General features: G+C 59.4%; 25 protein-coding genes and 2 pseudogenes. 15 read left to right on the top strand and 12 right to left on the bottom strand.

Annotation, left to right across the window (positions count from 1 at the left end; translation table 11 throughout):
• Positions 1 to 6 precede the first annotated feature (6 nt).
• Positions 7 to 1362 carry an HlyD family type I secretion periplasmic adaptor subunit gene (locus AC3IP0_RS07745; RefSeq protein WP_489318810.1) on the top strand — a complete coding sequence of 452 codons (1356 nt, stop codon included), beginning with the start codon at positions 7 to 9 and terminating at the stop codon, positions 1360 to 1362.
• 126 nt (positions 1363 to 1488) lie between these two features.
• Here the strand turns inward: AC3IP0_RS07745 and AC3IP0_RS07740 are convergent, their stop codons facing one another.
• Together AC3IP0_RS07740 and AC3IP0_RS07735 are read right to left on the bottom strand one after the other, a co-directional pair.
• On the bottom strand, positions 1489 to 2085 hold the full coding sequence (locus AC3IP0_RS07740) for a tRNA-uridine aminocarboxypropyltransferase (RefSeq protein ID WP_489327104.1): 597 nt from the start codon (positions 2083 to 2085) through the stop codon (positions 1489 to 1491).
• A gap of 5 nt (positions 2086 to 2090) precedes the next feature.
• Positions 2091 to 2984 carry a LysR family transcriptional regulator gene (locus tag AC3IP0_RS07735; RefSeq protein ID WP_007972518.1) on the bottom strand — a complete coding sequence of 298 codons (894 nt, stop codon included), beginning with the start codon at positions 2982 to 2984 and terminating at the stop codon, positions 2091 to 2093.
• Between the two features lie 365 nt (positions 2985 to 3349).
• On the opposite strand from AC3IP0_RS07735, the gene speB reads away from it, so the two are divergent.
• The 6 genes from speB (at position 3350) to AC3IP0_RS07705 (ending at position 8961) form a co-directional block, all read left to right on the top strand.
• Positions 3350 to 4300 carry an agmatinase gene (gene speB / locus AC3IP0_RS07730; RefSeq protein ID WP_007984912.1) on the top strand — a complete coding sequence of 317 codons (951 nt, stop codon included), beginning with the start codon at positions 3350 to 3352 and terminating at the stop codon, positions 4298 to 4300.
• Between the two features lie 9 nt (positions 4301 to 4309).
• Positions 4310 to 4732 (top strand): YybH family protein, encoded by a 423-nt coding sequence (locus tag AC3IP0_RS07725; protein ID WP_489318808.1) that lies wholly within the window; start codon positions 4310 to 4312, stop codon positions 4730 to 4732.
• 55 nt (positions 4733 to 4787) lie between these two features.
• Positions 4788 to 6299, top strand: a complete 1512-nt coding sequence (locus AC3IP0_RS07720; protein ID WP_489327102.1) for a purine-cytosine permease family protein — start codon at positions 4788 to 4790, stop codon at positions 6297 to 6299.
• A gap of 149 nt (positions 6300 to 6448) precedes the next feature.
• On the top strand, positions 6449 to 7828 hold the full coding sequence (locus AC3IP0_RS07715) for a sodium:solute symporter family protein (protein WP_489327101.1): 1380 nt from the start codon (positions 6449 to 6451) through the stop codon (positions 7826 to 7828).
• Between the two features lie 85 nt (positions 7829 to 7913).
• On the top strand, positions 7914 to 8639 hold the full coding sequence (locus tag AC3IP0_RS07710; protein ID WP_489318805.1) for an MBL fold metallo-hydrolase: 726 nt from the start codon (positions 7914 to 7916) through the stop codon (positions 8637 to 8639).
• A gap of 70 nt (positions 8640 to 8709) precedes the next feature.
• On the top strand, positions 8710 to 8961 hold the full coding sequence (locus AC3IP0_RS07705) for an acyl carrier protein (RefSeq protein WP_489318804.1): 252 nt from the start codon (positions 8710 to 8712) through the stop codon (positions 8959 to 8961).
• 86 nt (positions 8962 to 9047) lie between these two features.
• On the opposite strand, the gene AC3IP0_RS07700 is transcribed toward AC3IP0_RS07705, so the two are convergent.
• Together AC3IP0_RS07700 and ptrR are read right to left on the bottom strand one after the other, a co-directional pair.
• Complete coding sequence (locus AC3IP0_RS07700) at positions 9048 to 9176, bottom strand: PA1414 family protein (protein ID WP_007972508.1); 129 nt, start codon at positions 9174 to 9176, stop codon at positions 9048 to 9050.
• Between the two features lie 135 nt (positions 9177 to 9311).
• On the bottom strand, positions 9312 to 10205 hold the full coding sequence (ptrR, locus tag AC3IP0_RS07695; RefSeq protein WP_223458062.1) for a putrescine utilization regulator PtrR: 894 nt from the start codon (positions 10203 to 10205) through the stop codon (positions 9312 to 9314).
• A gap of 104 nt (positions 10206 to 10309) precedes the next feature.
• Here ptrR and AC3IP0_RS07690 point away from each other — a divergent pair, with 104 nt between their 5' ends.
• On the top strand, positions 10310 to 11491 hold the full coding sequence (locus tag AC3IP0_RS07690) for an MFS transporter (protein WP_489318803.1): 1182 nt from the start codon (positions 10310 to 10312) through the stop codon (positions 11489 to 11491).
• Here the strand turns inward: AC3IP0_RS07690 and AC3IP0_RS07685 are convergent.
• Together AC3IP0_RS07685 and AC3IP0_RS07680 are read right to left on the bottom strand one after the other, a co-directional pair.
• A complete protein-coding gene (locus AC3IP0_RS07685; protein ID WP_056721415.1) occupies positions 11436 to 12368 on the bottom strand; it encodes a DMT family transporter in 933 nt (310 codons plus the stop codon). The two genes, AC3IP0_RS07690 and AC3IP0_RS07685, sit on opposite strands and share 56 nt — an antisense overlap.
• A gap of 221 nt (positions 12369 to 12589) precedes the next feature.
• Positions 12590 to 13426: a CvfB family protein gene (locus AC3IP0_RS07680; protein WP_056721413.1), complete on the bottom strand. Its 837-nt coding sequence runs from the start codon at positions 13424 to 13426 to the stop codon at positions 12590 to 12592.
• 351 nt (positions 13427 to 13777) lie between these two features.
• On the opposite strand from AC3IP0_RS07680, the gene AC3IP0_RS07675 reads away from it, so the two are divergent.
• The 3 genes from AC3IP0_RS07675 to AC3IP0_RS07665 all read left to right on the top strand — a co-directional run bounded on the left by AC3IP0_RS07675 (position 13778) and on the right by AC3IP0_RS07665 (position 15843).
• Complete coding sequence (locus AC3IP0_RS07675; RefSeq protein WP_015096330.1) at positions 13778 to 13966, top strand: hypothetical protein; 189 nt, start codon at positions 13778 to 13780, stop codon at positions 13964 to 13966.
• A 206-nt stretch (positions 13967 to 14172) separates the two neighbouring features.
• The gene (locus AC3IP0_RS07670; protein WP_489318801.1) at positions 14173 to 14895 is read left to right on the top strand and encodes a TorF family putative porin; all 723 of its coding nucleotides are present in this window, start codon (positions 14173 to 14175) and stop codon (positions 14893 to 14895) included.
• Between the two features lie 78 nt (positions 14896 to 14973).
• Positions 14974 to 15843, top strand: coding sequence for a DUF6279 family lipoprotein (locus AC3IP0_RS07665; RefSeq protein WP_489327100.1), 870 nt, complete (start codon positions 14974 to 14976; stop codon positions 15841 to 15843).
• Positions 15844 to 15973: 130 nt separating this feature from the next.
• Here the strand turns inward: AC3IP0_RS07665 and AC3IP0_RS07660 are convergent.
• Positions 15974 to 16366 (bottom strand): annotated as a pseudogene (locus tag AC3IP0_RS07660) (transcriptional regulator).
• A gap of 194 nt (positions 16367 to 16560) precedes the next feature.
• On the opposite strand from AC3IP0_RS07660, the gene AC3IP0_RS07655 reads away from it, so the two are divergent.
• Positions 16561 to 17295 carry a DUF899 domain-containing protein gene (locus AC3IP0_RS07655; RefSeq protein ID WP_489327099.1) on the top strand — a complete coding sequence of 245 codons (735 nt, stop codon included), beginning with the start codon at positions 16561 to 16563 and terminating at the stop codon, positions 17293 to 17295.
• A 147-nt stretch (positions 17296 to 17442) separates the two neighbouring features.
• Positions 17443 to 17913, top strand: a complete 471-nt coding sequence (locus AC3IP0_RS07650; protein ID WP_489318797.1) for an AraC family transcriptional regulator — start codon at positions 17443 to 17445, stop codon at positions 17911 to 17913.
• A 113-nt stretch (positions 17914 to 18026) separates the two neighbouring features.
• On the opposite strand, the pseudogene AC3IP0_RS07645 reads toward AC3IP0_RS07650, so the two are convergent.
• Positions 18027 to 18616: pseudogene (locus AC3IP0_RS07645) on the bottom strand (DUF637 domain-containing protein); the annotation flags it as partial.
• 140 nt (positions 18617 to 18756) lie between these two features.
• Between AC3IP0_RS07645 and AC3IP0_RS07640 the strand changes: the two are divergent.
• Positions 18757 to 19179 carry a helix-turn-helix domain-containing protein gene (locus AC3IP0_RS07640; RefSeq protein ID WP_489318796.1) on the top strand — a complete coding sequence of 141 codons (423 nt, stop codon included), beginning with the start codon at positions 18757 to 18759 and terminating at the stop codon, positions 19177 to 19179.
• A gap of 52 nt (positions 19180 to 19231) precedes the next feature.
• On the opposite strand, the gene AC3IP0_RS07635 is transcribed toward AC3IP0_RS07640, so the two are convergent.
• Positions 19232 to 19561, bottom strand: a complete 330-nt coding sequence (locus AC3IP0_RS07635) for a hypothetical protein (RefSeq protein ID WP_489318795.1) — start codon at positions 19559 to 19561, stop codon at positions 19232 to 19234.
• Complete coding sequence (locus AC3IP0_RS07630) at positions 19561 to 19830, bottom strand: DNA/RNA non-specific endonuclease (RefSeq protein ID WP_489318794.1); 270 nt, start codon at positions 19828 to 19830, stop codon at positions 19561 to 19563. Before AC3IP0_RS07630 ends, AC3IP0_RS07635 begins: the two co-directional genes overlap by 1 nt.
• Positions 19831 to 19930: 100 nt before the next feature.
• On the opposite strand from AC3IP0_RS07630, the gene AC3IP0_RS07625 reads away from it, so the two are divergent.
• Complete coding sequence (locus AC3IP0_RS07625) at positions 19931 to 20113, top strand: BPSL0761 family protein (RefSeq protein WP_489318793.1); 183 nt, start codon at positions 19931 to 19933, stop codon at positions 20111 to 20113.
• Positions 20114 to 20590: 477 nt separating this feature from the next.
• Here AC3IP0_RS07625 and AC3IP0_RS07620 read toward each other — a convergent pair whose 3' ends face one another.
• A complete protein-coding gene (locus tag AC3IP0_RS07620) occupies positions 20591 to 20935 on the bottom strand; it encodes a hypothetical protein (protein WP_489318792.1) in 345 nt (114 codons plus the stop codon).
• A complete protein-coding gene (locus AC3IP0_RS07615; protein ID WP_489327098.1) occupies positions 20932 to 25854 on the bottom strand; it encodes a DUF637 domain-containing protein in 4923 nt (1640 codons plus the stop codon). Before AC3IP0_RS07615 ends, AC3IP0_RS07620 begins: the two co-directional genes overlap by 4 nt.
• Between the last annotated feature and the right edge of the window lie 16 nt (positions 25855 to 25870).

The following is a 25870-nucleotide window of genomic DNA, read 5'->3' as shown; positions in this document are numbered from 1 at the left end:
TCCTCCATGTCTGCCGATCAAGGATCCCGTGGCTACTTCGACAGTTTCAACAAAAGTGCCGAAACCGAGTTCATGCCGGAAACCGCCGGCGCCTCGTTGCAGGACTCACCGCGCTGGTCACGAATCACCGTATGGCTGGCCGCCGCGCTGGTGGTCAGCGCAGTGGTCTGGGCCAAATTCGCCGTGTTGCAGGAAGTGACCATGGGCGAAGGCAAGGCGATTCCGTCGAGCAAGGTCCAGGTGATCCAGAACCTGGAGGGCGGCATCGTCACTGAAATTTTCGTCCGTGAAGGACAAATGGTGAACAAGGGCGACACCTTGCTGCGCCTGGATGACACCCGCTACCTGTCGAACAAGGGCGAAAGCGAAGCCGATCGCTATGCCTTGACCGCGCAAGTCGAACGGCTTTCGGCCGAAGCCGAAGGCCGGCCGTTCAAGCTGTCAGAAGAAGTGATCGCCAAGGCCCCGCAAGTGGCCGAAGACGAGCGCTCGCTGTACGAGCAACGGCAACGGCGCCTGGCCAGCGAGCAGCGCACCCTGACCGAGCAACTTCGGCAAAAAACCCAGGAGTTGGCAGAGTTCCGTTCGAAACAGGGGCAGTTCAGCTCCAGCCTGGCGTTGCTGCAACAGGAAATGAACATGTCCATGCCGCTGGTGGGCACGGGTGCGGTATCACCGGTGGAAATCCTGCGGCTCAAACGCAGCGCGGTGGAGATTCGCGGCTCATTGAACGCCACCACCCTGGCGATTCCACGGGCGGAATCGGCGATCAACGAGATCAAAAGCAAGATTGATGAATCGGAACAGACCTTCCGCTCGGAAGCCGCCAAAGAGCTGAACGAGAAACGCACCGACCTGTCAAAAATCACGGCATCGAGCATCGCCATCGACGACCGTGTGACCCGTACCACCGTGGTCTCGCCGGTGCACGGCATCATCAAGGTATTGAAGGTCAACACCATCGGCGGCGTGGTCCAGCCCGGCAGTGACATGGTGGAAATCGTGCCGCTGGAAGACAACCTGCTGATCGAAGCCAAGGTGCGGCCACAGGACGTTGCATTCCTGCATCCGGGCCAGAAAGCCATGGTCAAGTTCAGTGCCTACGACTACACCATTTACGGCGGCCTGAGCGCCAAACTGGAACTGATCGGCGCCGACACCATCACCGACGACAAAGGCAACAGCTTCTATCTGATTCAGGTCCGTACCGACAAAAACCATTTGGGCGGGGATGTGAAACCGCTGCTGATCATCCCGGGGATGGTGGCGACGGTGGACATTATTACCGGGGAGAAAACGGTGCTGGATTACTTGCTTAAACCGGTGCTCAAGGCCCGGACCGAGGCGATGCGGGAAAGGTAGTTTTCTTCAAACATCTGCTGTGATCTTACTACTGCCATCGCGAGCAAGCTCGCTCCCACAGTGTCCGCGTCGAACGCAAACCTGTGGGAGCGAGCTTGCTCGCGATGGGGCCATGACAGGCACCGACTATTTCGACCCATGGTTACGCTGGTAAGTCTCCTCCCCCATCGCCGCAATCTGCCCCTCGATCAACGCCTCGAACGGCTTCAGCAACGGCGCAAACGTCGCCGGCGCTTCGAGGGTTTCCAGCGCCTGCACAATTGCCTCCACCGTCGATAACGCCCCCGGTCCCGGCGCCTTGCGCAGGCGATAGCGGGACACGCCGCCCTCGGCCAGCGTCACCCGCGGCAACGCCACCAGCAATGGATTGAGGTGCAACATCTTGCGCGCCTTGCGCCAGGTGCCGTCGGGGACCACCAGCAACAAGGGGTCGTCTGTCGCGGCACAAGCCTGCATCGGTTGGGCCTCTTCGCCGGGAAACAGCAACCGCGCCCGATACCCCGGCTGATTCAACATCGCCGGCAAATCCTCAAACACCTCGCCGACGATCAACTCGGCATTCCTCAACCCAAGCGCCGCCAGACGCGCGGTGTTCAACGCATGATTCACTTCGCTCGGATGCTGCAACAACAGTACCCGGGTGCGGCTGTCGAGGCTCGGGATCAACGGGCACAGGCAGTGGCTTTGCGGGCGCAGGCAGCGCGGACATTGAATTCTGGACATCGTCTTTACGCCTGATTCAGTTGTGCTTTGAGCAGATCACGAAAAGTCTGGATCAGCGGCTCGCGGCTACGGCCCCGACGCACGATCATCGAGAACGGCGCCTGATAACCGAAGGTCGCCGGCAGCAACACCCGCAAGTCACCCTTGTCGGCCCAGGCCTGGGCGTAGTGCTCCGGCAGGTAGCCGATGTAGGCGCCGGACAACACCAGAATCAACTGGGCCTCCATACTTTCCACCGTCGCGGCGCTGTGCTTGAAACCGTGGCGCGCCAGTTCGGCCTGGCTCCAATAACCACGACCGACCATGCGCTGCTGGGTGATGACCTGCTCGGGAATGCGCCGCTCGTTGAACAGCGGATGCCGCGTGCTGCAATACAACCAGTGTTGTTCACGGTACAGCGGCATGTACACCAGGCCGCTCATGCGCGTGGAAAACGCGCCGATGGCGAGGTCAAGACGGTTGTCCTGCACGCCGAGTTGCAGTTCGTAGGGACTCATCACCGACAGGTGCAAATGCACGGCCGGGTGTTCCTGGCTGTAGGCGCCGATGGCTTCGGCGAACGGCAGAGCCTTGTCGCTGACGGTGGAGTCGATCACCCCGAGGTTCAAGGTACCGCGCAACTCGCCCTTGAGGGCGGCGGCGTACTGCTCGAAGCCTTCGAGTTCACCCAACAGACGCAGGGTTTCCTGATGGAACAGTTCGCCCTTGCTGGTCAGGCTGAAACCGCCACGGCCGCGATGGCACAGCACCAGGCCAAGGGCTGCTTCGAGTTGGCTCATGTAGGTGCTGATGGCCGACGTCGAGAGATTGAGCTCCTGCTGGGCGTTGGCGAACCCCTGATGGCGCACCACGCTGACGAAGATGCGCAATAGTTTCAGGTCGGGTAAAGCGTTGGCCATGGAAATGCTCCGATCTCGGGGTAACGCACACTGCTGAAGGTAATGAAGATCATTGTGGGAGCGAGCTTGCTCGCGATAGCGGTGGGTCAGTCAATATTGATGTTGACTGACACTTCCTCATCGTCGGAACGCCGCCCGGAGCAAGCTCACTCCCACAGGTACTGCACAACTCATCACATTGAAGCGTGAGGCAACAAGTCTATCCCCGCCTCCGCCATTAGTTTAGAAAAATCTGAACTAAGTATTTGCCCGTAGCGATTCTTCCCGGCCACTACATTTCGCAGAATCGGCGCCACAAGGTTCGCCCGTCCTCCCGTGAACGGCGCAACCGACATAAATAAAACAACGACGATGAGGCCCTACCCGTGGACAAGATTCTTCACCAACCACTGGGCGGCAACGAAATGCCGCGCTTCGGCGGCATCGCCACCATGATGCGACTCCCCCATTTGAATACCGCTGCCGGCCTGGACGCTGCCTTCGTAGGCGTGCCCCTGGACATCGGTACCTCGCTGCGCCCTGGCACCCGTTTCGGGCCTCGCGAAATCCGCGCCGAATCGGTGATGATCCGCCCGTACAACATGGCCACCGGTGCTGCGCCGTTCGACTCGCTGTCGGTTGCCGACATCGGCGACATCGCGATCAACACCTTCAACCTGCTGGACGCCGTACGGATCATCGAAGAATCCTACGACAACATCCTCGAACACGATGTGATCCCGCTGACCCTGGGCGGCGACCACACCATCACCCTGCCGATCCTACGTGCCATCCATAAAAAGCACGGCAAGGTCGGCCTGGTGCACATCGACGCCCACGCCGATGTGAACGACCACATGTTCGGCGAGAAGATCGCCCACGGCACCACCTTCCGCCGCGCCGTTGAAGAAGGCCTGCTGGACCCGGACCGTGTCGTGCAGATCGGTCTGCGCGCCCAGGGCTACACCGCTGACGACTTCAACTGGAGCCGCAACCAGGGCTTCCGTGTGGTTCAGGCCGAAGAGTGCTGGCACAAATCGCTGGAGCCCTTGATGGCTGAAGTCCGCGAGAAAGTCGGCGGCGGCCCGGTGTACCTGAGCTTCGACATCGACGGCATCGACCCGGCCTGGGCACCTGGCACAGGCACCCCGGAAATCGGCGGTCTGACGACCATTCAGGCGATCGAGATCGTTCGTGGCTGCCAAGGCCTCGACCTGGTCGGTTGCGATCTGGTAGAAGTCTCGCCCGCTTACGACACCACCGGCAACACCTCGCTGCTGGCCGCCAACCTGCTGTACGAAATGCTCTGCGTACTGCCTGGCGTAGTCCATCGCTGAGGATCGGTCATGAACGAACGTGATCAGGTGCTGAAAGCCGCCGCCGATCTGGTGTCCGCTTTTGCCCGTAACGATCGCGAAGCCTACTTCGGCGCGTTCAGCGCCGATGCCAGCTTCGTCTTCTACACCCTCGAACAGCCCCTGCTGTCGCGCGACGCCTATCAGGCGATGTGGGACGGCTGGCGCTCCGAGGATGGCTTCGAGGTGCTCTCGTGCACCTCAAGCAACGCTTTCGTCAGCCTGCAGGGTGACGTGGCGATATTCATCCATGACGTAGCCACCGAGTTGCGCATGCAAGGGGAGCAACACTTCAGCCAGGAGCGCGAGACGATTGTTTTCAAGAAACAAGCGTCTGGCCAAGAACAACAAGGCCTATGGCTGGCCTGCCACGAACATTTGTCCGCGATGCCGGAAGGGCTGCCAACCCCTTAGCCAACACAGGCGACGCTCACATACGATGAGCGCGCCTTTATGATCGGAGCTGATCATGAATAACAAAAACAACGAAAAAAGCCTTAGCAGCATCGAAACAAACGGGGTCGAACAGATCCCGGACAATGAGCGTGACGCCAAGCCCAGCGATCTGTTTCGCCTGATCTTCGGCGGCGCCAACACCTTTGCCACCGCCGTGCTCGGCAGTTTCCCGGTACTGTTCGGCCTGTCCTTTCAGGCTGGCGTCTGGGCGATTGTGCTGGGCGTGGTGCTCGGCTCGCTGATCCTGGCACCGATGGGCCTGTTCGGTCCCATCAACGGCACCAACAACGCCGTATCTTCCGGTGCACACTTCGGCGTACACGGGCGAATCGTCGGTTCCTTCCTGTCGCTGCTGACCGCTATCGCGTTCTTCTCGCTCTCCGTCTGGAGTTCGGGCGATGCGCTGGTGGGCGGTGCCAAACGCCTGATCGATCTGCCGGAAACCGATCTGACCCTGGGCCTGGCCTACGGTCTGTTCGCGCTGCTGGTATTGACCGTGTGCATCTATGGCTTCCGCTTCATGCTGTGGGTCAACCGCATTGCGGTGTGGGCAGCCAGCCTGCTGTTCCTGCTGGGGGTTTTCGCTTTCGCCCCTGCATTCGACAGCCAGTACGCCGGCACCGTAGCCATGGGCCAGGCCGGTTTCTGGGCTGCGTTCATCGGGGCAGCATTGGTTGCCATGAGCAACCCGATCTCCTTCGGTGCGTTCCTCGGTGACTGGTCGCGCTACATCCCGCGTGATACGCCCAAAGGCCGGATCATGGTGTCGGTGATTGCCGCGCAACTCGCCACGCTGATTCCGTTCCTGTTCGGCCTCGTCACCGCCACCATCGTAGCGGTCAAGGCACCGGACTACATCGCGGCCAACAACTATGTCGGCGGCCTGCTGGCGGTATCGCCGAGCTGGTTCTTCCTGCCGGTGTGCCTGATCGCGGTGATTGGTGGCATGTCCACCGGCACCACCTCGCTCTACGGCACCGGCCTGGACATGTCCAGCGTGTTCCCACGGGTGCTTTCGCGGGTCAAGGCCACGCTGTTGATCGGTGTGATGTCGATTGCCTTCATCTTTATCGGGCGCTTCGCGGCCAACCTGGTGCAGAGCGTGTCGACCTTCGCCGTGCTGATCATCACCTGCACCACCCCGTGGATGGTGATCATGATCATCGGCCTGCTGGTGCGTCGCGGCTTCTACTGCCCGGATGACCTGCAAGTGTTCACCCGCGGCGAGAAAGGTGGCCGCTACTGGTTCACCCACGGCTGGAACTGGCGTGGCCTGGGCGCCTGGATCCCGAGCGCGGCCGTCGGCCTGTGCTTCGTGAACCTGCCGGGTCAGTTCGTCGGGCCGCTGGGCGAAATGGCCGGTGGCATCGACATCAGCCTGCCGGTGACCCTGGGCCTGGCCTCGCTGGTGTACCTGGCGCTGCTGAGCCTGTTCCCGGAATCGAGCGCAGTGTTCGGTCCGGACGACCCTCGCAGCAAGAGCGCAAGCATCACGGCGAAACCAGAACTACGTCAGCCTGCCTGACACAGATACACCTGCTCGCGAAGACGGCGGCACATTCAACATCAATGTGACTGACAGACCGCATTCGCGAGCAGGCTCGCTCCCACAGAGAGCAGCCCCACAAAATCGCCTTTGTTCCACATAAAAAAGACAATCGGAGACACGCCATAATGGCTTTGGATTTATTCGTCGTACTCATCTACGCCGCCGCGATGCTGATACTCGGCTACTACGGCATGCGCAAGGCCAAGACCAACGAAGACTTTTTGGTCGCCGGTCGCAACCTCGGTCCGAGCCTGTACATGGGCACCATGGCTGCCACCGTCCTGGGCGGTGCGTCCACCGTGGGTACCGTGCGTCTGGGCTACGTGCATGGCATCTCCGGTTTCTGGCTGTGTGCGGCCCTGGGTTGCGGGATCGTGGCGCTGAACCTGTTCCTCGCCAAACCGCTGCTGAAGCTGAAGATCTACACCGTTACCCAGGTCCTGGAAAAACGCTACAACCCGATGGCCCGCTCGGCGAGCGCGGTGATCATGCTGGCCTACGCGCTGATGATCGGCGTGACCTCGATCCTGGCAATCGGTACCGTGCTGCAAGTGCTGTTCGGCCTGCCGTTCTGGATCTCGGTACTGCTCGGCGGCGGTGTCGTGGTGATCTACTCGGCGATCGGCGGCATGTGGTCGCTGACCCTGACCGACATCGTCCAGTTCGTGATCAAGACTGTCGGCCTGATGTTCATCCTGTTGCCGATCTGCCTGTACCGCGTCGGCGGTTGGGATGAGTTGGTGTTGAAACTGCCGGCGGCGAGCTTCAGCTTCACCACCATCGGCTGGGACACCATCATCACCTACTTCATGATCTACTTCTTCGGCATCCTGATCGGTCAGGACATCTGGCAACGGGTGTTCACCGTCAAGACCGCCAAAGTGGCTCAGGTTGCCGGTACCGCTGCCGGTATCTACTGCATCCTCTACGGCCTGGCCTGCGCCCTGATCGGCATGGCTGCACACGTACTGATCCCGGATCTGGACAACGTCAACAACGCCTTCGCCGCAATCGTGAAACTGTCCCTGCCGGACGGTATCCGTGGCCTGGTGATCGCTGCCGCACTGGCCGCCATGATGTCCACCGCCAGCGCCGGCCTGCTCGCCGCTGCCACCACCCTGACCGAAGACCTGCTGCCGAAACTGCGCGGCGGCAAACAGTCGAGCCTGGCGATCAACCGCCTGTTCACCCTGTTGACCGGCATCGTGGTACTGGGCATCGCCCTGATCGTGAACGACGTGATCAGCGCCCTGACCCTGGCCTACAACCTGTTGGTCGGCGGCATGCTGATCCCGCTGATGGGTGCGATCTTCTGGAAGCGCGCTACCACCGCCGGCGCTATCGCCAGCATGGGCATGGGCTTCGCCACCGCGCTGCTGTTCATGTTCAAGGACGGTCTGGATGCCAACACCCCGATCTACTACAGCCTCGGTGTAGGCCTGGTGAGTTTCGTGGTGGTGAGCTTGATGTCCCGCCGCTCGGCAGCAGTGGCCAGCGCCGCCTAAGCTGAACATAACGACTTGATGCTTTCTTCGACGGGTGTGGCGTCGGTTGCCACACCCGTTTTTTTTCGTCTGGAGAAAACATTTCATGAAGATTGTTTCTCGCAACCAGTGGTTCGAGGTGAAACCACTCAGCGACGGCATCCGCCTGATTCACGAGCCGTACATCCGGCCCTTCTACCGCTGCAACCTCTGGCACATCCAGGGCCGCGACAAAGACCTGCTGCTCGACAGCGGCTCGGGCCTGGTCAGCCTGCGCGAACAACTGCCGTGGATCACTGAACGGCCGCTGGTGGCCGTGGCCAGCCACTGCCATTTCGATCACATCGCCGGCCATCACGAATTCGCTGAACGACTGGTGCATCCGGCCGAGGCGGACATTCTCGCCGCGCCCGATGGCGACAACGACCTGAGCAAAGCCTTCGTCGGCGACGACATGTTCGAGGCGCACCCCGATTGCCCGCTGTGCTACGCCGAATATCGGGTCAAGGCCGCACCGGCCACGGGGTTTGTCGAAGATGGGGATGTGCTGGACCTGGGCAACCGGATGTTGCAGGTCGTGCACACACCGGGACACTCACCGGGCGGCATCTGCCTGTACGAAGCCGCCACCGAAACCTTGTTCAGCGGCGACATCATCTACGACGGCCCCCTGGTCGAAGACGCCTACCACTCCAACCTCGATGACTACGCCCGCAGCCTGCAACGCTTGCTCGCGCTATCGATCCGCACGGTGCATGGCGGGCATTTCGGCAGTTTTTCCGGGGAGCATTTGCGCAACATGATTGACCAATGGCAGCGCTCACACGGCTAAAGCCTGCTGTACTCAACGACAGGAACTGCACCGGCAGGGAGAACGACACCCACCTCCTCGAAGAACGATCATGAAAGAAGTTGCCCTTCGTGCTGTCGTACATCGCTACATCAGCCGCCTGCTGGAAGGTCGGGATGACTTCGACGACAACGCCAGCCTGGCGCAGTTGGGATTGGATAAAAATGATATCGAAGAGCTGATCTTCCATCTGGAAGATGAACTGGGTGTCACGGCGTTTACCGTGGAGGAAGACCGGATGCTCAAGACCGCCAGGACGGCGAATGATTTGAGCCGGTTCTTGCTGGAGATCGGGCGGTACTAAGGCTGTTGATCAAACGTACACGAAGCGGCAAGGGAGCTTGCTCCCTCGCCACGGGAAACCTTTCACCTGTCAGATGATATCTGCCATTACCGGCGTCGCTGCTGGCGCCGACGTTGTTCGTCATCAGTACGAACAGGCACGGGTTGCAGAGGCGGTTCGATCAAACCGAGAGCGACGCCCAGGTCATGCAGCCAGTTTTGGATTTTCTCTTTCATGGTGCCCCCTTCAGGGTAGTGCCGAGCGGCCAAAGTTCTGTAGCCCCTTCGTACAGATAATAGTCCGAAGTCCTACGCAATGCTCGCGCAAAGTCGCAATGATCTGTTACTGAATCCATCACAATCAGCCTGTGTTCAGGCAATTTCCTGTGCCCGTACTCGTGCCGGCGGAAAAACCACCTGTTGCTGCTCGATCCAGGCATTCAGGTTGGCCCCAACCATGCCCTTGCGCCACATCAGCCAGGTGGTAGCGCTGGCGAACGGTTCGGCCAACGGATGCACGGCCACACTCTCACGGCCCGGCAGACTGGCGAGCATCGACTCCGACATCAGCGCCACACCGGAACCGGCAATCACGCATGCCAGCATCCCCGGGTAGGACTCGATCTCCATCGCCCGGCCCATGGCCGCATGGTCATGGGCGAACCAGGCCTCCAGGCGCATGCGGTAGGAGCAGCCCTGGCGAAAGGTGAACACCGAACGACCTTGCACATCCAGCGCGCTGCGCACCGGCGGATGGTCGGCCTCGCTGATCAGCACCAGGCGCTCGTCGCACAAGGGCACCCCGTCGAGCCCGGCCAGTTCCAGAGGGCCATCCACCAGCGCCGCATCGAGCCGGCCGGTGAGCAGGCCTTCGAGCAGTTCACCGCTGGGCCCGGACTGTACTTGCAGGTTCACCGCCGGATACAACCGGTGGTAGTGCGCCAATAGCCCCGGAAGGTGAATCGCCGCCGTGCTGTACATGGTGCCGAGCACGAAGTCGCCCGCCGGCTGCCCACCCTGCACTGCCGCGCTGGCTTCGTCGCGCAAGGCAAACAACCTGGCGGTGTAGTCCAGCAAGACTTTTCCCGCAGGCGACAGCTGCAAACGCTGACGTTCGCGCAGGAACAGTTCGACGCCCAGTTGCTCTTCCAACTGTTTGAGCCGGGTCGACAGGTTCGACGGCACTCGATGCAGCCGTTCGGCGGCACGGGTTATGGACCCTTCTTCCGCCACCGCCTGGAAGATGCGCAATTGGCTGAACTCCACGACATTCTCCAAAAAAGAACAAGTTACTCACTATTATTCATTTTTAAAGAAAGTCAATCAGTCCTAGCCTGACGGTCATTGATCCTCCAGACGGAATCCAGACCATGTCTCCCCTGATCCGCTTATCCGCCAGTTTCGTTGCCCTGATGATGGCCATGGGCATCGGCCGTTTTGCCCTGACACCGCAGCTGCCGCACCTGCTCAGCGAAGGTCAGATCGACCTGACCGCCGCCGGGCTGATTGCCGCCGCCAACTACCTCGGGTATTTCATCGGCGCGGTGGACGCCATGTTTTCCCGGCGCCCACCGCAAGTGCGCCGGCGCTTGCTCGGCGGATTGTGGCTCTGCGTGCTGCTGACCCTGGCATCGTTCTGGGCCAATGGTTTCTGGTCGCACCTGCTGCTGCGCTTCGGCACCGGCGTGGCCAGCGCCTGGGTGCTGGTGATGATTACCGCACTGAGCCAACCGCTTGCGGCAGCGGCCGGTCGTCCTCGGCTCGGTGCGCTGGTCTTCGCCGGGCCGGGGTTGGGGATTTTTCTGACAGGTTTGTTGGCCCTGGGCTCGAATCTGCTGGGCCAGACTTCCGCCACCTTGTGGCTGGTGTACGCCGCCGCAGGGCTGGCGATGTTGCTGGGGATCCTGCCGTTCCTGCCACAACCGGGTGCCACCGCGACTGCTGCGCCCAGCGCCAGCGCCTCGGGCAATCAAGGTATCGCTCGTCTGGGCTGGATCTATGCCTTGTACGGTTTGGGCTACATCATTCCGGCGACCTTTTTGTCGCAAATGGCCAACGCGCAATTCCAAGGCCAATGGCAGGCCGACCTGTTCTGGCCATGCTTTGGCCTGGCGGCGGCAACCGGTGTAGTGCTGGTGAGTCTGCGGCGGCAAAAACCCGGCGCCACGGGTCACTGGCTGATGGCGACGTTATGGCTGCAAGCCGCTGGCGTGTTCGCCTGCCTGCTGGGCAACGGGCCAGGCCTGGCGCTGGGCGTGATCCTGTGCGGCACGCCGTTCCTGGCCTGCATGCAACTGGTGATGCAACGCTCCCGGGAACTGGCGCCCCATGCTACCCAGCGCAATGCCGGCCTGCTGACAGCCTGCTTTGCCATGGGCCAGCTCAGCGGGCCATTGCTGGCGGCGCTGAGCAGTCATTTCAGTGGCGGTTTGCAGCCGGCACTGGTGGTTGCCGGCGGCGGCTTGCTGATCGCCGGAGGTCTGTTGCTCGCGCCGGTCAGTGCTGCCCGAGGGCTTTGCGCAAACGACGGCGCAACCACTGCTCGGCGCTGACAAAAGTGATGCCCGCCAGTACCAGCACGGCACCGATGACGAAGTTCAGGCTCAGTTCCTCGCCAAGCAGCACCACACCGAACGTGACGCCGAACAACGGCGTCATGAACGAAAACACCGCGAGGTTGGCCGCCAGGTAACGGCGCAGCAGCCAGAACCAGATCAGGTAACTGAAGAACGACACGACCACGCCCTGAAACAGCACACTGGCCACCGCCACATGGGTCAGGCTGACATGGGTGATCTGGCCGCTGAGCAGCGCAATCAACAACAAGCCGAAGAAGCCGACAATCAACTGATAGAACAGCGTCAGGGTCACCGGCGCTTCTGACAGGCGCGAGGCGCGCACCACCACCGTGGTCGCGCCCCAGGCGGCACCCGCCAGCACCCCCAAGGCATCGCCCATCAACATGCGGTAATCAAGGTTGTCCCAGGACACCCCGCCGGCAAACGCGATGGCAATCCCGATAAAGGCCAGGACAATCCCCAGCCATTGCAACGGCCGCAAACGCTCACTGGGCAGTAACCAGTGCACCCCCAATGCGGTGAAGATCGGCGCGGTGTAGAGGAACACCGACATGTGCGCCGCCGTGGTCAGTTGCAGGCCTTCGGAAATGAAGAAGAACTCCAGGCCGAACAAGGCACCGGCCAACAGACCGCCACGCCAGGTCGCACCCACCTGGTTCCAGCCGCCCTTCCAGCAGATCAGCAGCCCGACCAGCAACGCCGACATACCGGATCGTCCGGCCGCCTGCATCACCGGCGCGATATCGGCCGCCGCCCACTTGATCATCACCTGCTGCACGCCCCAGACCAGGCACAACCCGACCATCACTTGCAGGGCAAACCCGTCGGTGCTGCGCCGGGTGGCGCTCACCGGAACACCTCGAAGACACAATCCATGGCAAAGACTCGGCAGTAAAAGCAAAACCCCGGCCTTCTCGTTGAAAACGAAATCACCGGGGCGAAAAATCATGTTGTCGATTATTAACCAGAAAGCCAGAAAATGCCCCTGTAGGAGCTGCCGAAGGCTGCGATCTTGATTTTTAAAGATCAAAAGCTCGCAGCCTTCGGCAGCTCCTACACGTCAGAGTGGGATCAACTGAGTTCGATGCGATCGGCATGAATGACAATCTGGCCGTTCTTGTACAACGCACCGATGGCCTTCTTGAAGTTGCCCTTGCTGACACCGAACAGGCTGCTGATCAACGCCGGATCGCTCTTGTCGCTCACCGCCAGGCTGCCGTTGTTTTCGCGCAACTTGGCGAGGATCTTCGAGTTCAGGCTGGTGGCTGCTTCCTGGCCGACCGGCTGCAGGCTCAGGCTGATCTTGCCGTCGGCGCGAACTTCCTTGATGAAGCCCTTTTCTTCTTTACCGGCGCGCATGAACTTGAAGATTTCGTTCTTGTGGATCAGGCCCCAATGCTTGTTGTTGATGATGGCCTTGAAGCCCATGTCCGTGGCTTCGGCCACCAGCAGATCCACTTCCTGGCCCGCGGTGTAATTGGCCGGGGTCTTGTCCAGGTAGCGGTCCAGGCGCGCGGTCGCGGTGATGCGACGGGTGTGCTTGTCGAGATAGACGTGCACCACCACATACTCGCCCGCGGTCATCTGACGCTTCTCTTCGGAGAACGGCAGCAACAGGTCTTTCGGCAACCCCCAGTCCAGGAATACGCCGATGCTGTTGACTTCAACAACTTTCAAACTGGCGAATTCACCGACTTGAACTTTCGGTTTTTCAGTAGTTGCGATGAGTTTGTCATCGCTGTCCAGATAAATAAAAACGTTGAGCCAGTCTTCATCTTCGGTAGGAATATCTTTTGGAATATAACGATTAGGCAGAAGGATTTCGCCATCCGCGCCACCGTCCAGATATAAACCGAAGTTAGTGTGTTTAACCACTTGCAAACTGTTGTAACGCCCGACTAAAGCCATGTCCAATACCCTCATTGCGTGGGCGGCATTCTACCCGGTTTTACGCGCTGCGTTCGGCAGCCGGCCCGGTGGCGCGAGAAAATCCTCTGAAACCCTTAATTTCCCCGGGGTTTCATCCCGCGCCTGGCCGCTCGTCAGGCCGTTCCGGGCATTTACGCCATGCCCAGGCAAGCGTGACACGGTATTTTTCCAGGCAATGTTATTAGTTAAAACAGCGGCTTAGGTGCATATTTCGAATATTGGCCGGTGACTAATTACCCCGCCCTCACGAATATGCCGAGGGGATATTTGCCAAGCAATTATCAGGTAATTCCTGTACGATGCCTGGCCAAGTTAATTTTCTACAGGTTAATGGCCGCCATGCGCGTAAAAGCATCCACCAGCAAAGCAAAGCCAGCTCCAGCCGTCGAAACCAGCGAATCGATCAACAGCCAGATCGCTGCGTTCCTCAAGTCCGGCGGTGAAATCCAGCAAATTGCCAAAGGCGTCAGCGGCCAGACGTTCGGCCCGTCCAAGCAGATCACCCTGGGCAAAAAGTAATCCCCTCGCGTCACCTGGTCCCAAAGCGCTTTGAGCTTCGAAGCGCTTGGACTGGAACCCTCGTTACTCCTCCGGCACTCCTTCAAATCCCGTAGAAATCGACGAACGGCCTTCATTGCCGATCATTCGCCGGTATCCTTGCACACGTCTGGATCAAGCGTTTCAGCGGGCCCGCCAGCCTGTCCTCGCTGTTCATGGAGTGACGCATGTTCAAACCTTTCCATCTATCGGCATTGCTCGCCAGCCTACTGGCATGCTCCGTAGCCCACGCACAAATCTTTCAGCGTGAGCTGGGTGCCTTCGACCTCAAGCTCGGCACCACCCCCACCCGCAGCATGGCCCAGGGCCTGGTCAAACCCTCGGCCGTCGGCTCGTTCCACGGTGGTCTGGACCTGAGCCACGACAGCGGTTTCTATGTGGGCCAATGGTCGCCCAGCATGGGCATCAGCCCGGGGAAAGACCTCGAGATCGACTCCTACATGGGTTTTAAACAACCCTTCGACCAAACCCTCGGCTACGAAGTGGGCCTGATCCGCTACAGCTACCCCGAAGTCACGACCCCTGACAGCCAGGAACTGTTCGGCGGCCTGACCTTGCTCGGCAGCCGTTTCGGCATCGCCTTCAGCAATGACCCGGACAAACAGAACAACACCCTGTTCGCTGACTTGAGCGGCAATCAACCGTTCGGTGTCGGCATCAGCCTGAAATACACCACCCACCAATTCAATACGCCAGTGTCGGTGGATGGCGGGTATGTAGGCAGTTTTACCGATTGGTCGCTGAAATTGTCCCGCCCGTTCATGGGCATCGACCTCGACCTGATCTACAGTGACTCCAGCCTGAGCGGCAGCGGTTGCTCGGCCTATGCCGGGCACAACAGCCAATGCGACGGGCTGGTGACGCTCAAGGCCGAACACGCGTTCTATTGATCGGCTTGAACTGCCGGGCTCCTCCCGAGTTCACATGAGAATCAGACCCCGAAGACCGGTTTTCGCAAGGATTCGCCCATGTCCCGCTGGTTCAAACATATCGCCGTTATGTTGACCGTTACCCTCGCCCTCGGCGCGTGCAGCCGCGTGGGCCTGGCCTACCGCAATCTCGATGTGATCATCCCGTGGACGCTCAGCGACTACCTGGACATGAACGGCGAGCAGAAAAGCTGGCTGGATGAACGCCTGAAGGAACACCTCAGCTGGCACTGCACCACCCAATTGCCCGGCTATCTCGACTGGCTGGACCGCCTGCAAACCATGATCGCCACCAACCAGGTCACCGATGCCGCCTTGCAGGCCCGCGCCCACGAAGCCGAACAGGCGATCGCCGAGACCGCGCGGGAAATCACCCCGTCGGCCATCGAGTTGCTGCAAGGGCTGGATGACAAGCAAGTCGCCGAAATGAACGACGCCTTTGCCAAGGACCGGCGCAAACGCCAGGAGCAATACCTCAAACCATCCCTCGACCAGCAGATCAAGGAACGCGACGCGCGCATGGAGAAGCGCCTGAACGACTGGCTCGGGCCACTGAGCACTACCCAGCAACAGCGGGTAACCACATGGTCCAACGCCCTGGGCGAGCAGAATACCCAGTGGCTTGCCAACCGGGTCCATTGGCAGAAGCAGTTCAGCGCGGCCGTTGCCCAACGCCAGAGTCCCCAATTCCCGCAACGCATCGAGACACTTCTGGTCAATCGTGAGCGGTTGTGGACGCCCGCCTATCGTCAGGCCTTTGCCAACACCGAAGCCCAGGCGCGTTCACTGTTCGTGGATCTGATGGCTGACAGCACGCCGAACCAGCGCGCACGTTTGCTGAAGAAAATTGAAGGTGTGAGGAAGGACTTCAGCGATTTGAAGTGCCTAAAAGCCGGAAAACAAGGCTGAGGACAACGCAAGACACAAGCGGGCTTGCTCGCGAAGACGTCGGCACATCCAACATGGATGTGACTGACAGATCGCTTTCGTCGGAACGCCGCCCGGACCAAGCCCGCTCCCACAAGGGTACAACGACATCTCAGGCAATCTGCGCCTTCGACGCTACCTCATCAAACGTCACCTCATCCAGCGCATCCCCCTGCTCATCCAGCACCTGCCGCGGGTGATCATTGCCGGGAATACTGCTGTCGATCAGGCTCAACAAACGCGAACCCCGCGCCGTCAAAATGTAGTTGGTGCCCGTCCCACCTTCGTCCTCCGGTCGCGGCTCGATATAGCCACGCGCCAACAGTAACTTTTCCTACTCGCCAGCCACCGTTTTCAAGTGATCAAGATTTTCGATCGGCTCGCCTTCCGCGGCCTTCTGCGCGGCATGCTGTTCGGCGTAAGGCCGCGGCGTGAAACTGTGGCCCGCACTGTTTTGCACTTCATGCAGCAAGCGCTCAATCAAATCCCAGTTGTAAGTCGTCATCCTGATTCAACCTCCGGTGCCCGTTCGATTGATGCCCGTGCAATTGCACGGGCCTTACAGGTTGTGACCGGTACGCCCGGCCGCCGTTCAGCCGGGCGTTTGCAGGCGACCGACCGGCGGCATGTCGAAATCCATGCAAGCCAAACGACTAGGCTGTGTAAGTCACCTCCCCGCCCCACGCAGGAGAAAACAACATGAACATTCAGAACCATCCCGTCGTATCGCGGGAAGAATGGCTCGCCGCCCGCAAACAGCACCTGGCCCACGAAAAAGCCTTCACCAAGGAAAGGGACAGACTCAGCGCCGAACGCCGCGCCCTGCCCTGGGTGAAAATCGACAAGGACTACCACTTCCAGGGGCCCGACGGCGAACTGAAACTGGCGGACCTGTTCGGGGGGCGCAGCCAGTTGGTCATCTACCACTTCATGTTCGCCGAGGGCTGGGATGAGGGCTGCCCCGGTTGCTCGTACCTGAGCGATCACATCGACGGCGCCAACCAGCACCTTGCCCACCATGACGTGGCCGTGGTGGCGGTTTCCCACGCACCGTTCGCCGAATTCCAGGCCTTCAAACGGCGCATGGGCTGGAAGTTCGACTGGGTATCGTCCGAAGGCTGCGATTTCAACTACGACTTTGGCGTCACCGCCCGAGCTGAAGACGTCGCCGCCGGAAAGGCTACATACAACTACGAAAAAACCGACGGCGCCGAGGAAGAACTCCCCGGTCTCAGCGTGTTTTATCGCAACGAAGCTGGCGACATCTTCCACACCTACTCCACCTACGCCCGGGGCCTGGACTTGCTGGTCGGCGCCTACAACTACCTCGACCTGACGCCCAAGGGCCGCAACGAGGAGGAGATCATGGAATGGGTGCGGCATCACGACAAATATGGGGAACAGGAGAAGTCGAGCTGCTGCCATGGTGGTTAGCCTTGAAACCGAATCGAGGCCATCGCGAGCAGGCTCGCTCCCACATTGGACTTGTGCTCGCCACGGTGCCCTGTGGGAGCGAGCCTGCTCGCGAAGAGGCCCAACCCGCCAACGCAAAAATCACAGACTGAAATCAAGGCCCAGCCAATGAACGTAACCCTCAAAACCCTGCCCCCGGCCCGCATAGCCTACCTTCGCTACACCGGCCCCTACGGCCCGGAAATCGGTACCTTCTGGCGCGAAACCGTCGCCCCGTGGATGATCGAAAACAACTTGCTCAACCGCGTGCGCTACGGCATCGGCCACGACGATCCCAGCACCACGCCAGCGCAGCATTGCCGCTACGACGCCTGCGTTGAAGTACCCGCCGACTTCGAACCCGAATACCCGTTCGCCGTCACCCACCTGCCCGGCGGCCGCTACGCCGTCGCCCACTTCAAAGGACCGGCCAGTGAAATCCCGGCGGCCTGGGGTGAGTTGTGCAGACAGTGGATGCCAGAAAGCGGATTGGCCTACGACCAGCGTCCGGGTTTCGAGCGCTACCCGGTGGAGGCTTCCTACGACGAGAATACCGGCGTAATGGAGATGGACATGTGCATCGCCATAAAAGACCAATAACCCCCAAAACCCTGTGGGAGCGAGCTTGCTCGCGCTGGCGGACTAACATCCGCTGCGTAGGTCGACTGACACACTGACATCGTCGGTTCGCTGTCCTGTGCGGCCAGCGACTCAAGGTCACCATTGACGGCAGCAAGGGTGACGTCACGGCCCGCGATGATGCCGCCGGCCGTGTTGACGAGGTTGTTCCCCGCCAGCAGGTCGAGGCGATTGCCGGCTTCGACCAGGCCGCTGTTGACCAGATCGTTGCCCGCTGTGGCCGACAGGTTGTTGCTGGCGCGCAGAGTACCGGCGTTGTTCAGGTCGTGGCCGGCGATCAGGGTCACGTCGTTGCCCTGGATCAGCGCACCGTTGGCGGCCAGGCGGTTGTTGGCGTTGGCCAGGTACAGCACCGGCACCAGCACGTCCTCGCCATTGACCTGCATGGTTTCCATCCAGACGATGTCGTGGGTGAGTGCTGCGACCTGTTCGGCGGTGAGGGATACGCCAAGCGACAGATTCAACGCCTCTTGCTGGCGATGGCGTTGTTCATCAGGTACTTGAACATGGCCTCGTCCGAGGTCAGTCCGCCGAGAAAGCGTTGACCGGTACGGGCGACCACCGCTTGCTGAATCAGGCGTTGTTCATAAAGGCCATCGCCGAGGCGCTTGGCGCTGTCGTCCGGGTCGTAACCCAAATTGGACAGCAGGTAATCCGAGCTCATGAACTGCTTGAGGTCGGTGAGCACTGGATTGGTTTCGATCAAGTATTTTTGCGGTTTGGACTGACCGCTGCTGCTGGGCAGGCCTTGCACCCGGGCGACGGTCTGGCTGGCTGCCGGGGTAATTTGCGCAATGGCAGGCGATGTCTGGCCGGGCAGCGGAGCGACGGCGGCGGGCTGACCGCTTAGGTGGAACAGACCGTACCCTGGGCGAACGTATTGCCCGCCTGCGTAAAGAACACGGCATCACCCAAACCCAACTGGCCGAACGGCTTGGCATGTCTCAACAGACTATTCAAGCCTATGAGTCCGGTAAGCGGCGCATCCAAGTAGCGGCGTTGCCAGAACTGGCCCGACTCCTTTCGACCACACTCGAAGAGCTGTTTGGTCAGCAGCAGGAAACCACTGTGCGTAAGCGTGGCCCGGCTCCGAAATGGCAACAGCAACTGGAAGCCATCGACCAGCTACCTAAGAGCCAACAGAAATTCGTTGCGCAGATGCTCGATGCCCTGATCGCTCAAGCCACGACTAAGGCGAGCGGCGAAGGAAGGGAGATTTTGCAGTAAGCAGATAAAACAACACCGGCACGGGGACGGTGTTGAACAAGCAAGATTGAGTCTACTTACTATAAATAAATTCAATTCCTAACTTCATTTCACCAACACTTAAAGATATTTCACAGCCAGTCCAGACACCCGCTCCGGCAGTTAACTTGTTGGCAATAAAATACTCACTCAACTGAACCAAAAATTCCGTCAAATCCCCTACCGCACGGCCATCTGGATCAAACCAGTTCAATTCACCAGCCCCATCAACATAGTCAAACTCGTACCTCCCTCCATCCCCTTCAGAGAAAAGCTCTGCTCTAACTATTATTTCCTGAGCATCTGACGGCCCTGCATTAACTAATAGCTGTCCTATTTTCTGATATAACTCTTGATCACTCATCAGATTCCACCTGGAGAACTCTTGAAATCAACAATCACTGGGCGACCACCATCAATAGAGTATCTGACAGTAAATCTATCGGGACGCACAGAGGAGCCTGAGTAGACTGGCTCGATTTTCACACCAACTGTCTGCCCTTGTTTTAGAGCAGATGCCCAAGTGTTCTCCATTGCCTTCCATGCGCCCTTGTTCAGGTTACCATTCATGGGAAGCAGATTCAGCCTCTCACCTGGCCCATTAAAGACACTTGCTATTAAGTGCCCCTTCATCACCACTGACTCCACATTTACCTGCGACGCATTGTTGATATGTGTTCCGATCATTCTTGGTTAGGTAGAGATTAGATTCAACTTTCTCAAGGCGAATCGAATGAACGGAAGACAGATCAGTATGACTATGGTACATGAACGTACACGCAGCGCTACCCAGACGGAAACGTTTCTAAGGGATCTTGTCCATGATGCGAGTTTGCCTGAAGCAATAAGGCTTCGTGCTAAAGGCCTACTACGCCACTACCCTCGGCGACCGATATATGGCTGGCTTGTAAGTTAGAGGAACGCCGGAAAACAGAGTTGTATCTCCTAGAGAAAAAGCATAGTCATCTGCCGCCCGCACTTGGCGTTTGGCTGGTTACCGAGTCTCTGTTTTGTGACGACAGCTCAAGTAGCGATTCTCCTCTTAGAAAATGACGTCCAGATCTTGAGGTTTTGCACTTTGAACTTGCTTCGATCTCAAGATGCAGAGCTCGACTCTTTGGATATTTATTTCTTTTTTCTACGTAGCTGGGAGGGTTTGGTACAAGCGCATAAAGCTGTGGCTCGCTTGTCACCCGCCACCAGATATGCCTCATCTTCAGCGTTGACCTCTCTGGAAATCAGCGTCAGATCCTTACACAAATAAATCCGTTCCATTTTTTCATTTTCCCCTTCTGAACCTCAACAATATTTAGATAACCATAATGATCCCATATAGCGATCTTAGGAGAGATTCCTGTGCTTCTGGACCACGGTTTTTTTAAATGATTTACAGTTAACAATTCTCGATTACTCTTGGCTTTTTAGGCCCATCCCATACTATTTTTCGATAGACCCCATTCAGCATTTTTTGATCCCTCAAAAATTCAAACACATCGGCAGGACACCAATCGTGGCCCGCGGAAAAACAAATACCTTCATCTCGTAACTTTTCAAAAAGTTTTACCTTGAAACTTTGATCGGGAGCAATCAATGACATTATGTTTTGTTCTTTGTTTAAGACAACAAACCCTAAGCCCTCTAATAGCTCAATCACAGTTTCATCTATAACTTTCACTACCACTTCCGATAATGACCCTTCAGTAACAAAAGCTCTCGCATTAAATTTTACAGGGATCATTTCACTATCACCGTAGTAATGGTTTTTACTTTCGCTGAATCAACCGTTGAAATTGATTCGATAACCATTTCCGGGCCACCTCCCGGAAGATGCTGACCTGCACCTTGAAAGTATTCATTTCCGTGCAGAGGGCTATTCGGAGACATTTCGATAATTCCGTCCACTTGGCGCACCTTGAAACCATTAATCATAGAGCCTGGCTGCAATCCCATTGCCTGCTCAAGCTGAGTTGCCTGCACTCTAGTTATAACCGTATCGCCTCCTAAATTAAGCGGCCCAGTGATATTAGAGATTGCATCCCTATCAGTTATATAGGTTCCGTTACGGCCAATAGTTGGATAGCTATCCCAACCAATAGGGCTCGCGTTGAAGCCTTGATTTCTTTCAAGCATAGCAGCCTGACGTTGGCGTGCGACTTGAACAGGATCTAGAGTGCCAACATTTTCCGCTTTTTCAAACCAAGAACCGACCTTTCCTAATACGGCTGCTAACCCTAAACCAGAGAGCTCTCCGGCCATGAATTCGCCCCACGCCTTGACGAATTCGTTCGCAGGTTGGACGCCCTCAAATCCCTGGCCTTGCGCGAGTGCTCTTGCAACCTGATCAACCTCTTCAGCTGGTGCCCCTTGGTTTTGCATGTACTCCACAAGGGTAGTTGCCGCTTGCCCATATTCGGTTAAACCCGGAGGCAGGTGATCGCCAAAATTATACTGGGTGCCGTTCTGTGCGACCCATGCCCCGGTTCTCAGGCTGTGTTCGTCCGCGCCGCTTTGTGTGGACGCGGCAAGCAACCCGACTAGCTGCGAGCTCATGCTCAGTAGACTTGGATTGCCTTGAACCAGTTTATTGAGGTCCGCTACGACGGCCTCATTAGCCCCAGCTGCCAGCGCCCCAGTCTTGAAGTCGCCACCGCTGACTTGGGCCAATAGGCCGCCGACCATGGCGTGAATCGCGATTTTCTGCAGGCTGCCGTCAGCGTAGAGGTCCTTGGTGTAGTCACCCACCGCATTAAAGCTGGCCGCCGCCAAGGTATTGAACAGCGTGTTTTGCAGGACATCACCCAAGTCACCGCCCTGGCCCATGATTCTGCTCATCGCCACCGATGTGCCGTTTTGCAAACCTTGGTTGGCCGCGAACTGACCAATCCCTTTCCAGGTACTGAGATTGGTGGTGATTTTGCCAGTGAGGGGATCGGTGCTGGTGCCGGTCCAGTCATCGAAGTAGCCAGCGGTCATGCCCGCCGTGACGCCCGCAATGGCGTACCCCTTGAGTGCGTCACGGGAGGTCACGTCTTGGATGACGGCACCGAGATTGCCCTTGTTATTGATCGTGCTCACGGTGGCAGTACCGGCTGCCGAGGTCGCCACCGCCGTCAAAGCGACGTTACCCCAACCAGCGGCGGTCGCCGCTCCGGCAGCAGAGGTGCCGGCAGCGGCCATGGCGGTGCCAGAACCAGCTGTGGCACCGGCTGTCGAGCCCAGTGCCGCGCTGGCTGCGCCGGCCGTCAACGCTGCAACGATAATCATGATCGCCAGCACAGCCCCTGCACCGAGCCCCGAGTGACTGTACTTGAAGCTGTCGTGCACCTCTTGCACCTTGCGCCAGTCGACATCCCCGCGAGCCTCGGCATCCTTGAGCCAGGCCAGGCTTGGATCGGCCTGCACCATGGCATCGATGGTCTCGCTTACCGATTTCTGATCGATCTGCTTGAGGTCGACATGCAAGCCATCGGCAGCCTTGATCGCCAGTTGGCCCTGCTGCTCCAGCGTGCTCTGGCGCAGGGTTTCGTCGGTAGCACCCTTGCCCGAGGCGGAGTTCCAGGCCAAATCGCCTTTGCTCTTCTCGTGGCTCTCCTGGTGCAGGTCCTTGACCGCTTCGAAGGTAATGCTGCCGCCGCTGTCCAGGGTCAGGTCGTTGCCGCTGTTGAGCTTGGCACCCTGGTAACGTTGATCGCCGCCGCTGACCAGGGTCAGGTCGCCGCCGCTGGTGATTGCACTGCCGATGTTTGTCACATCGGTGACTTCGTCGCGTTTCGTCTTGCTGCTACCGCCGAAGCCGCCCTTTTTCTTCATGTCGTACAGCGAGTAATCGCTGTCCTGTGCGGCCAGCAACTCAAGGTTGCCGCCCGCCACCAGGTAGGCTTCGTCGCCGGCACTGACCCGGCTGGAGAGCAGGGTCAGGTCCTGCCCGGCGCTCAGGGCGACGTTGCCGCCGGCGGTGAGGCTGGTGCCGACCTGGCTGACGTGGTCTTCCTGCGTCGTGACTTTTTTGGTTTTGCTGTACCTATGCTTCTCGTCCGCTGCCGAGGCCAACGTGAGGTTGTCCGTGGCGGCCAGGGCGATGTCGCGCTTGGCGTTGATCTGGCTGGCGATGACGCTGATGTCACGCCCCGCATTGACCGAGAGGTCACGACCGGCGCTGACGGAGCCACTCATCTGGGTGATGTTTTGCTCGAGAAAGCTGCTGCCGCTCGCAAGCTTGTTTTCGGCCTGCGCGGACACCAGGTTCACATCCCGACCGGCGTTGATCGTAGTGTCGCGGCCGCTCTGGAGCACCCCGCCGATGTTGTTGACGTCACGACCGGCCTTGATGGTCAGGTCGTTGGCGGCTTCGATGCGGGCGGCGCTATCGGCGTACGCGCGGCCGGTGCGGAAATCACCGTTGCGGGCTTGCGCGGCGGTCACGCTGCGTTCGTTGATCACGTCACCGTTGACGGCAGTCAGGGTAACGTCACGGCCCGCGATGATACCGCCGGCCTGGTTGATGAGGTTGTTGCCCGCCAGCAGGTCGAGGCGATTGCCGGCTTCGACCAGGCCGCTGTTGACCAGGTCATTGCCGGCCATGGCGGCCAGATTGTTGCTGGCGCGCAGAGTACCGGCGTTGTTCAGGTCGTGCCCGGCGATCAGGGTCACGTCGCTGCCCTGGATCAGTACCCCGTTGGGTGCCAGGCGATTGCTGGCGTGGGCCAGGTACAGCACCGGCACCAGCACGTCCTCGCCATTGACCTGCATGGTTTCCATCCAGACGATGTCGTGGGTGAGTGCGGCGACCTGTTCGGCGGTGAGGGATACGCCAAGCGACAGATTCAACGCCTCCTTGCTGGCGATGGCGTTGTTCATCAGGTACTTGAACATGGCCTCGTCCGAGGTCAGGCCGTCGAGAAAACGTTGACCGGTACGGGCGACCACCGCTTGTTGAATCAGGCGTTGTTCATACAGGCCATCGCCCAGGCGCTTGGCGCTGTCGTCAGGATCGTAGCCGAGGTTGCCCAGCAGGTAATCCGAGCTCATGAACTGCTTGAGGTCGGTGAGCACTGGATTGGTTTCGATCAAGTATTTTTGCGGTTTGGACTGACCGCTGCTGCTGGGCAGGCCTTGCACCCGGGCGACGGTCTGGCTGGCTGCCGGGGTGATTTGCGCAATGGCAGGCGATGTCTGGCCGGGCAGCGGAGCGACGGCGGCGGGCTGACCGGGCAACGGAGCAACGACACTGGACTGACCAGGCAGAGGAGCGACGGCGACGGGCTTGCCGGGCAGCGGAGCGACGGCAGCGGGCTGACCTGGCAGCGGAGCGACGGCAGCGGGCTGACCGGGCAGTGGAGCGACGGCGACGGGCTTACCGGGCAGCGGAACGACGGCGACGGGCTTACCGGGCAGCGGAGCGACGGCGGCGGGCTGACCGGGCAGCGGAGTGACGGCGGCAGGCTGACCGGGCAGCGGAGCGACGGCGGCTGCCTGACTGGATAGGTTCGCGCCGGTTATATCGCTGACCACGGTGGCAGCCGGCGCATCGGCGCTGTGCCCCGGCACGACGACGCTGCCGGCACCGCCATCGCTCGGCGCCGTGATATTGATCGACGATGCATTGCCGACAACGCCGGCACCTTGACGGGCGTCCGCGACTACCTGACGGCTGGCGAGCGAGGTCTGCGTGATATCGCTCAGTTGGATGTCGCGCACCTGAGCATCCGGCACTGCTTGGTCGCGTTGAGCCAAGGCGACACTGGCACCACCGAAGGTCCAGCTTTGTGGCGCAGCGTTGGCCTGAGTTGCCTGGGCACCGCTGCCGCCCTGCCCGCTCAGGCGGAACAGACCGTTTTGGCCGGTTGGCAGGTTGAAGCCTGGCAGTGTCAGGGGGTTGACCTGCTGTTGGGCCAGGTTGGGAGGTAGTTGGGCGTTGAGATTGACGATGGTCGGCGCGGGCTGCCCACTGACCTGGGTCGAGCCGACGCGTGATGCACCGGAACCGATGACCACCCCTTCGCGGACCACACTGTTGGTGAGATTTTGCGACGCGGTGATATTGACTGCACCACCCGCCTGCACGACCGCATTAGCGTAGGACGATGGGCTGTTGTAAGTCACCGTGGTGTCGAAGGGAATTGCGGACTGGATCGCGCCCGGTGCAGCGGTCCGTACACCATCGCCGTAATGAGGGAGCGCAAAGTCGTACCATAGGGATCCAGCAGGCACGGTGATATATACCGAACCAAACCTAATGTAGGTTTCCAGGTTTTTGCCGCCAGGGTGAGGTGCTACCTGTATTACGGATTCGGCACCGGAACTGTTCCAGAAATGGAGATTAGGCCTTGAGAAGGTCGGGTTGCTGCCGCCGACGTATCCCAATGATCCCGGATCGTAGGAAGGATCATTGGCAGCGTTGTAAGCCATGATCGAATTCCATAGATTCAGATCGGTAGTCTGTTGCCCGGCAGTAAGAGCAATAGATCGCCGCACGTTATAGTCGCCTACAGAAGCCCCTTGATTCGTAAAGGTCTGCAGGTTGAACGTGAGGTTGTTTCCTGCGCTGAGGATCGACGCCTGATTGAGAAACACCCCGCCGGTTGCCAGAAAGCTACGCCCAGCCGTCATACTGGCCGAGGCTGAATCCTGGACAATCTGCGACTGGTAGTTTTCCACCCAGACCGCATAACTG

Source organism: Pseudomonas sp. GL_103 (genome assembly GCF_057835175.1).
This window is presented reverse-complemented; position numbering and strand designations above follow the sequence as displayed.

What these genes read in the sequence shown, in the direction of transcription:
- AC3IP0_RS07745 (WP_489318810.1), top strand. Translation starts at nt 7, where the DNA reads ATGTCTGCCGATCAAGGATCCCGTGGCTACTTCGACAGTTTCAACAAA.
- AC3IP0_RS07740 (WP_489327104.1), bottom strand. Translation starts at nt 2,085, where the DNA reads ATGTCCAGAATTCAATGTCCGCGCTGCCTGCGCCCGCAAAGCCACTGC.
- AC3IP0_RS07735 (WP_007972518.1), bottom strand. Translation starts at nt 2,984, where the DNA reads ATGGCCAACGCTTTACCCGACCTGAAACTATTGCGCATCTTCGTCAGC.
- AC3IP0_RS07725 (WP_489318808.1), top strand. Translation starts at nt 4,310, where the DNA reads ATGAACGAACGTGATCAGGTGCTGAAAGCCGCCGCCGATCTGGTGTCC.
- AC3IP0_RS07720 (WP_489327102.1), top strand. Translation starts at nt 4,788, where the DNA reads ATGAATAACAAAAACAACGAAAAAAGCCTTAGCAGCATCGAAACAAAC.
- AC3IP0_RS07715 (WP_489327101.1), top strand. Translation starts at nt 6,449, where the DNA reads ATGGCTTTGGATTTATTCGTCGTACTCATCTACGCCGCCGCGATGCTG.
- AC3IP0_RS07710 (WP_489318805.1), top strand. Translation starts at nt 7,914, where the DNA reads ATGAAGATTGTTTCTCGCAACCAGTGGTTCGAGGTGAAACCACTCAGC.
- AC3IP0_RS07705 (WP_489318804.1), top strand. Translation starts at nt 8,710, where the DNA reads ATGAAAGAAGTTGCCCTTCGTGCTGTCGTACATCGCTACATCAGCCGC.
- AC3IP0_RS07700 (WP_007972508.1), bottom strand. Translation starts at nt 9,176, where the DNA reads ATGAAAGAGAAAATCCAAAACTGGCTGCATGACCTGGGCGTCGCTCTC.
- AC3IP0_RS07690 (WP_489318803.1), top strand. Translation starts at nt 10,310, where the DNA reads ATGTCTCCCCTGATCCGCTTATCCGCCAGTTTCGTTGCCCTGATGATG.
- AC3IP0_RS07680 (WP_056721413.1), bottom strand. Translation starts at nt 13,426, where the DNA reads ATGGCTTTAGTCGGGCGTTACAACAGTTTGCAAGTGGTTAAACACACT.
- AC3IP0_RS07675 (WP_015096330.1), top strand. Translation starts at nt 13,778, where the DNA reads ATGGCCGCCATGCGCGTAAAAGCATCCACCAGCAAAGCAAAGCCAGCT.
- AC3IP0_RS07670 (WP_489318801.1), top strand. Translation starts at nt 14,173, where the DNA reads ATGTTCAAACCTTTCCATCTATCGGCATTGCTCGCCAGCCTACTGGCA.
- AC3IP0_RS07665 (WP_489327100.1), top strand. Translation starts at nt 14,974, where the DNA reads ATGTCCCGCTGGTTCAAACATATCGCCGTTATGTTGACCGTTACCCTC.
- AC3IP0_RS07655 (WP_489327099.1), top strand. Translation starts at nt 16,561, where the DNA reads ATGAACATTCAGAACCATCCCGTCGTATCGCGGGAAGAATGGCTCGCC.
- AC3IP0_RS07650 (WP_489318797.1), top strand. Translation starts at nt 17,443, where the DNA reads ATGAACGTAACCCTCAAAACCCTGCCCCCGGCCCGCATAGCCTACCTT.
- AC3IP0_RS07640 (WP_489318796.1), top strand. Translation starts at nt 18,757, where the DNA reads ATGTCTGGCCGGGCAGCGGAGCGACGGCGGCGGGCTGACCGCTTAGGT.
- AC3IP0_RS07635 (WP_489318795.1), bottom strand. Translation starts at nt 19,561, where the DNA reads ATGAGTGATCAAGAGTTATATCAGAAAATAGGACAGCTATTAGTTAAT.
- AC3IP0_RS07630 (WP_489318794.1), bottom strand. Translation starts at nt 19,830, where the DNA reads ATGAAGGGGCACTTAATAGCAAGTGTCTTTAATGGGCCAGGTGAGAGG.
- AC3IP0_RS07625 (WP_489318793.1), top strand. Translation starts at nt 19,931, where the DNA reads ATGAACGGAAGACAGATCAGTATGACTATGGTACATGAACGTACACGC.
- AC3IP0_RS07620 (WP_489318792.1), bottom strand. Translation starts at nt 20,935, where the DNA reads ATGATCCCTGTAAAATTTAATGCGAGAGCTTTTGTTACTGAAGGGTCA.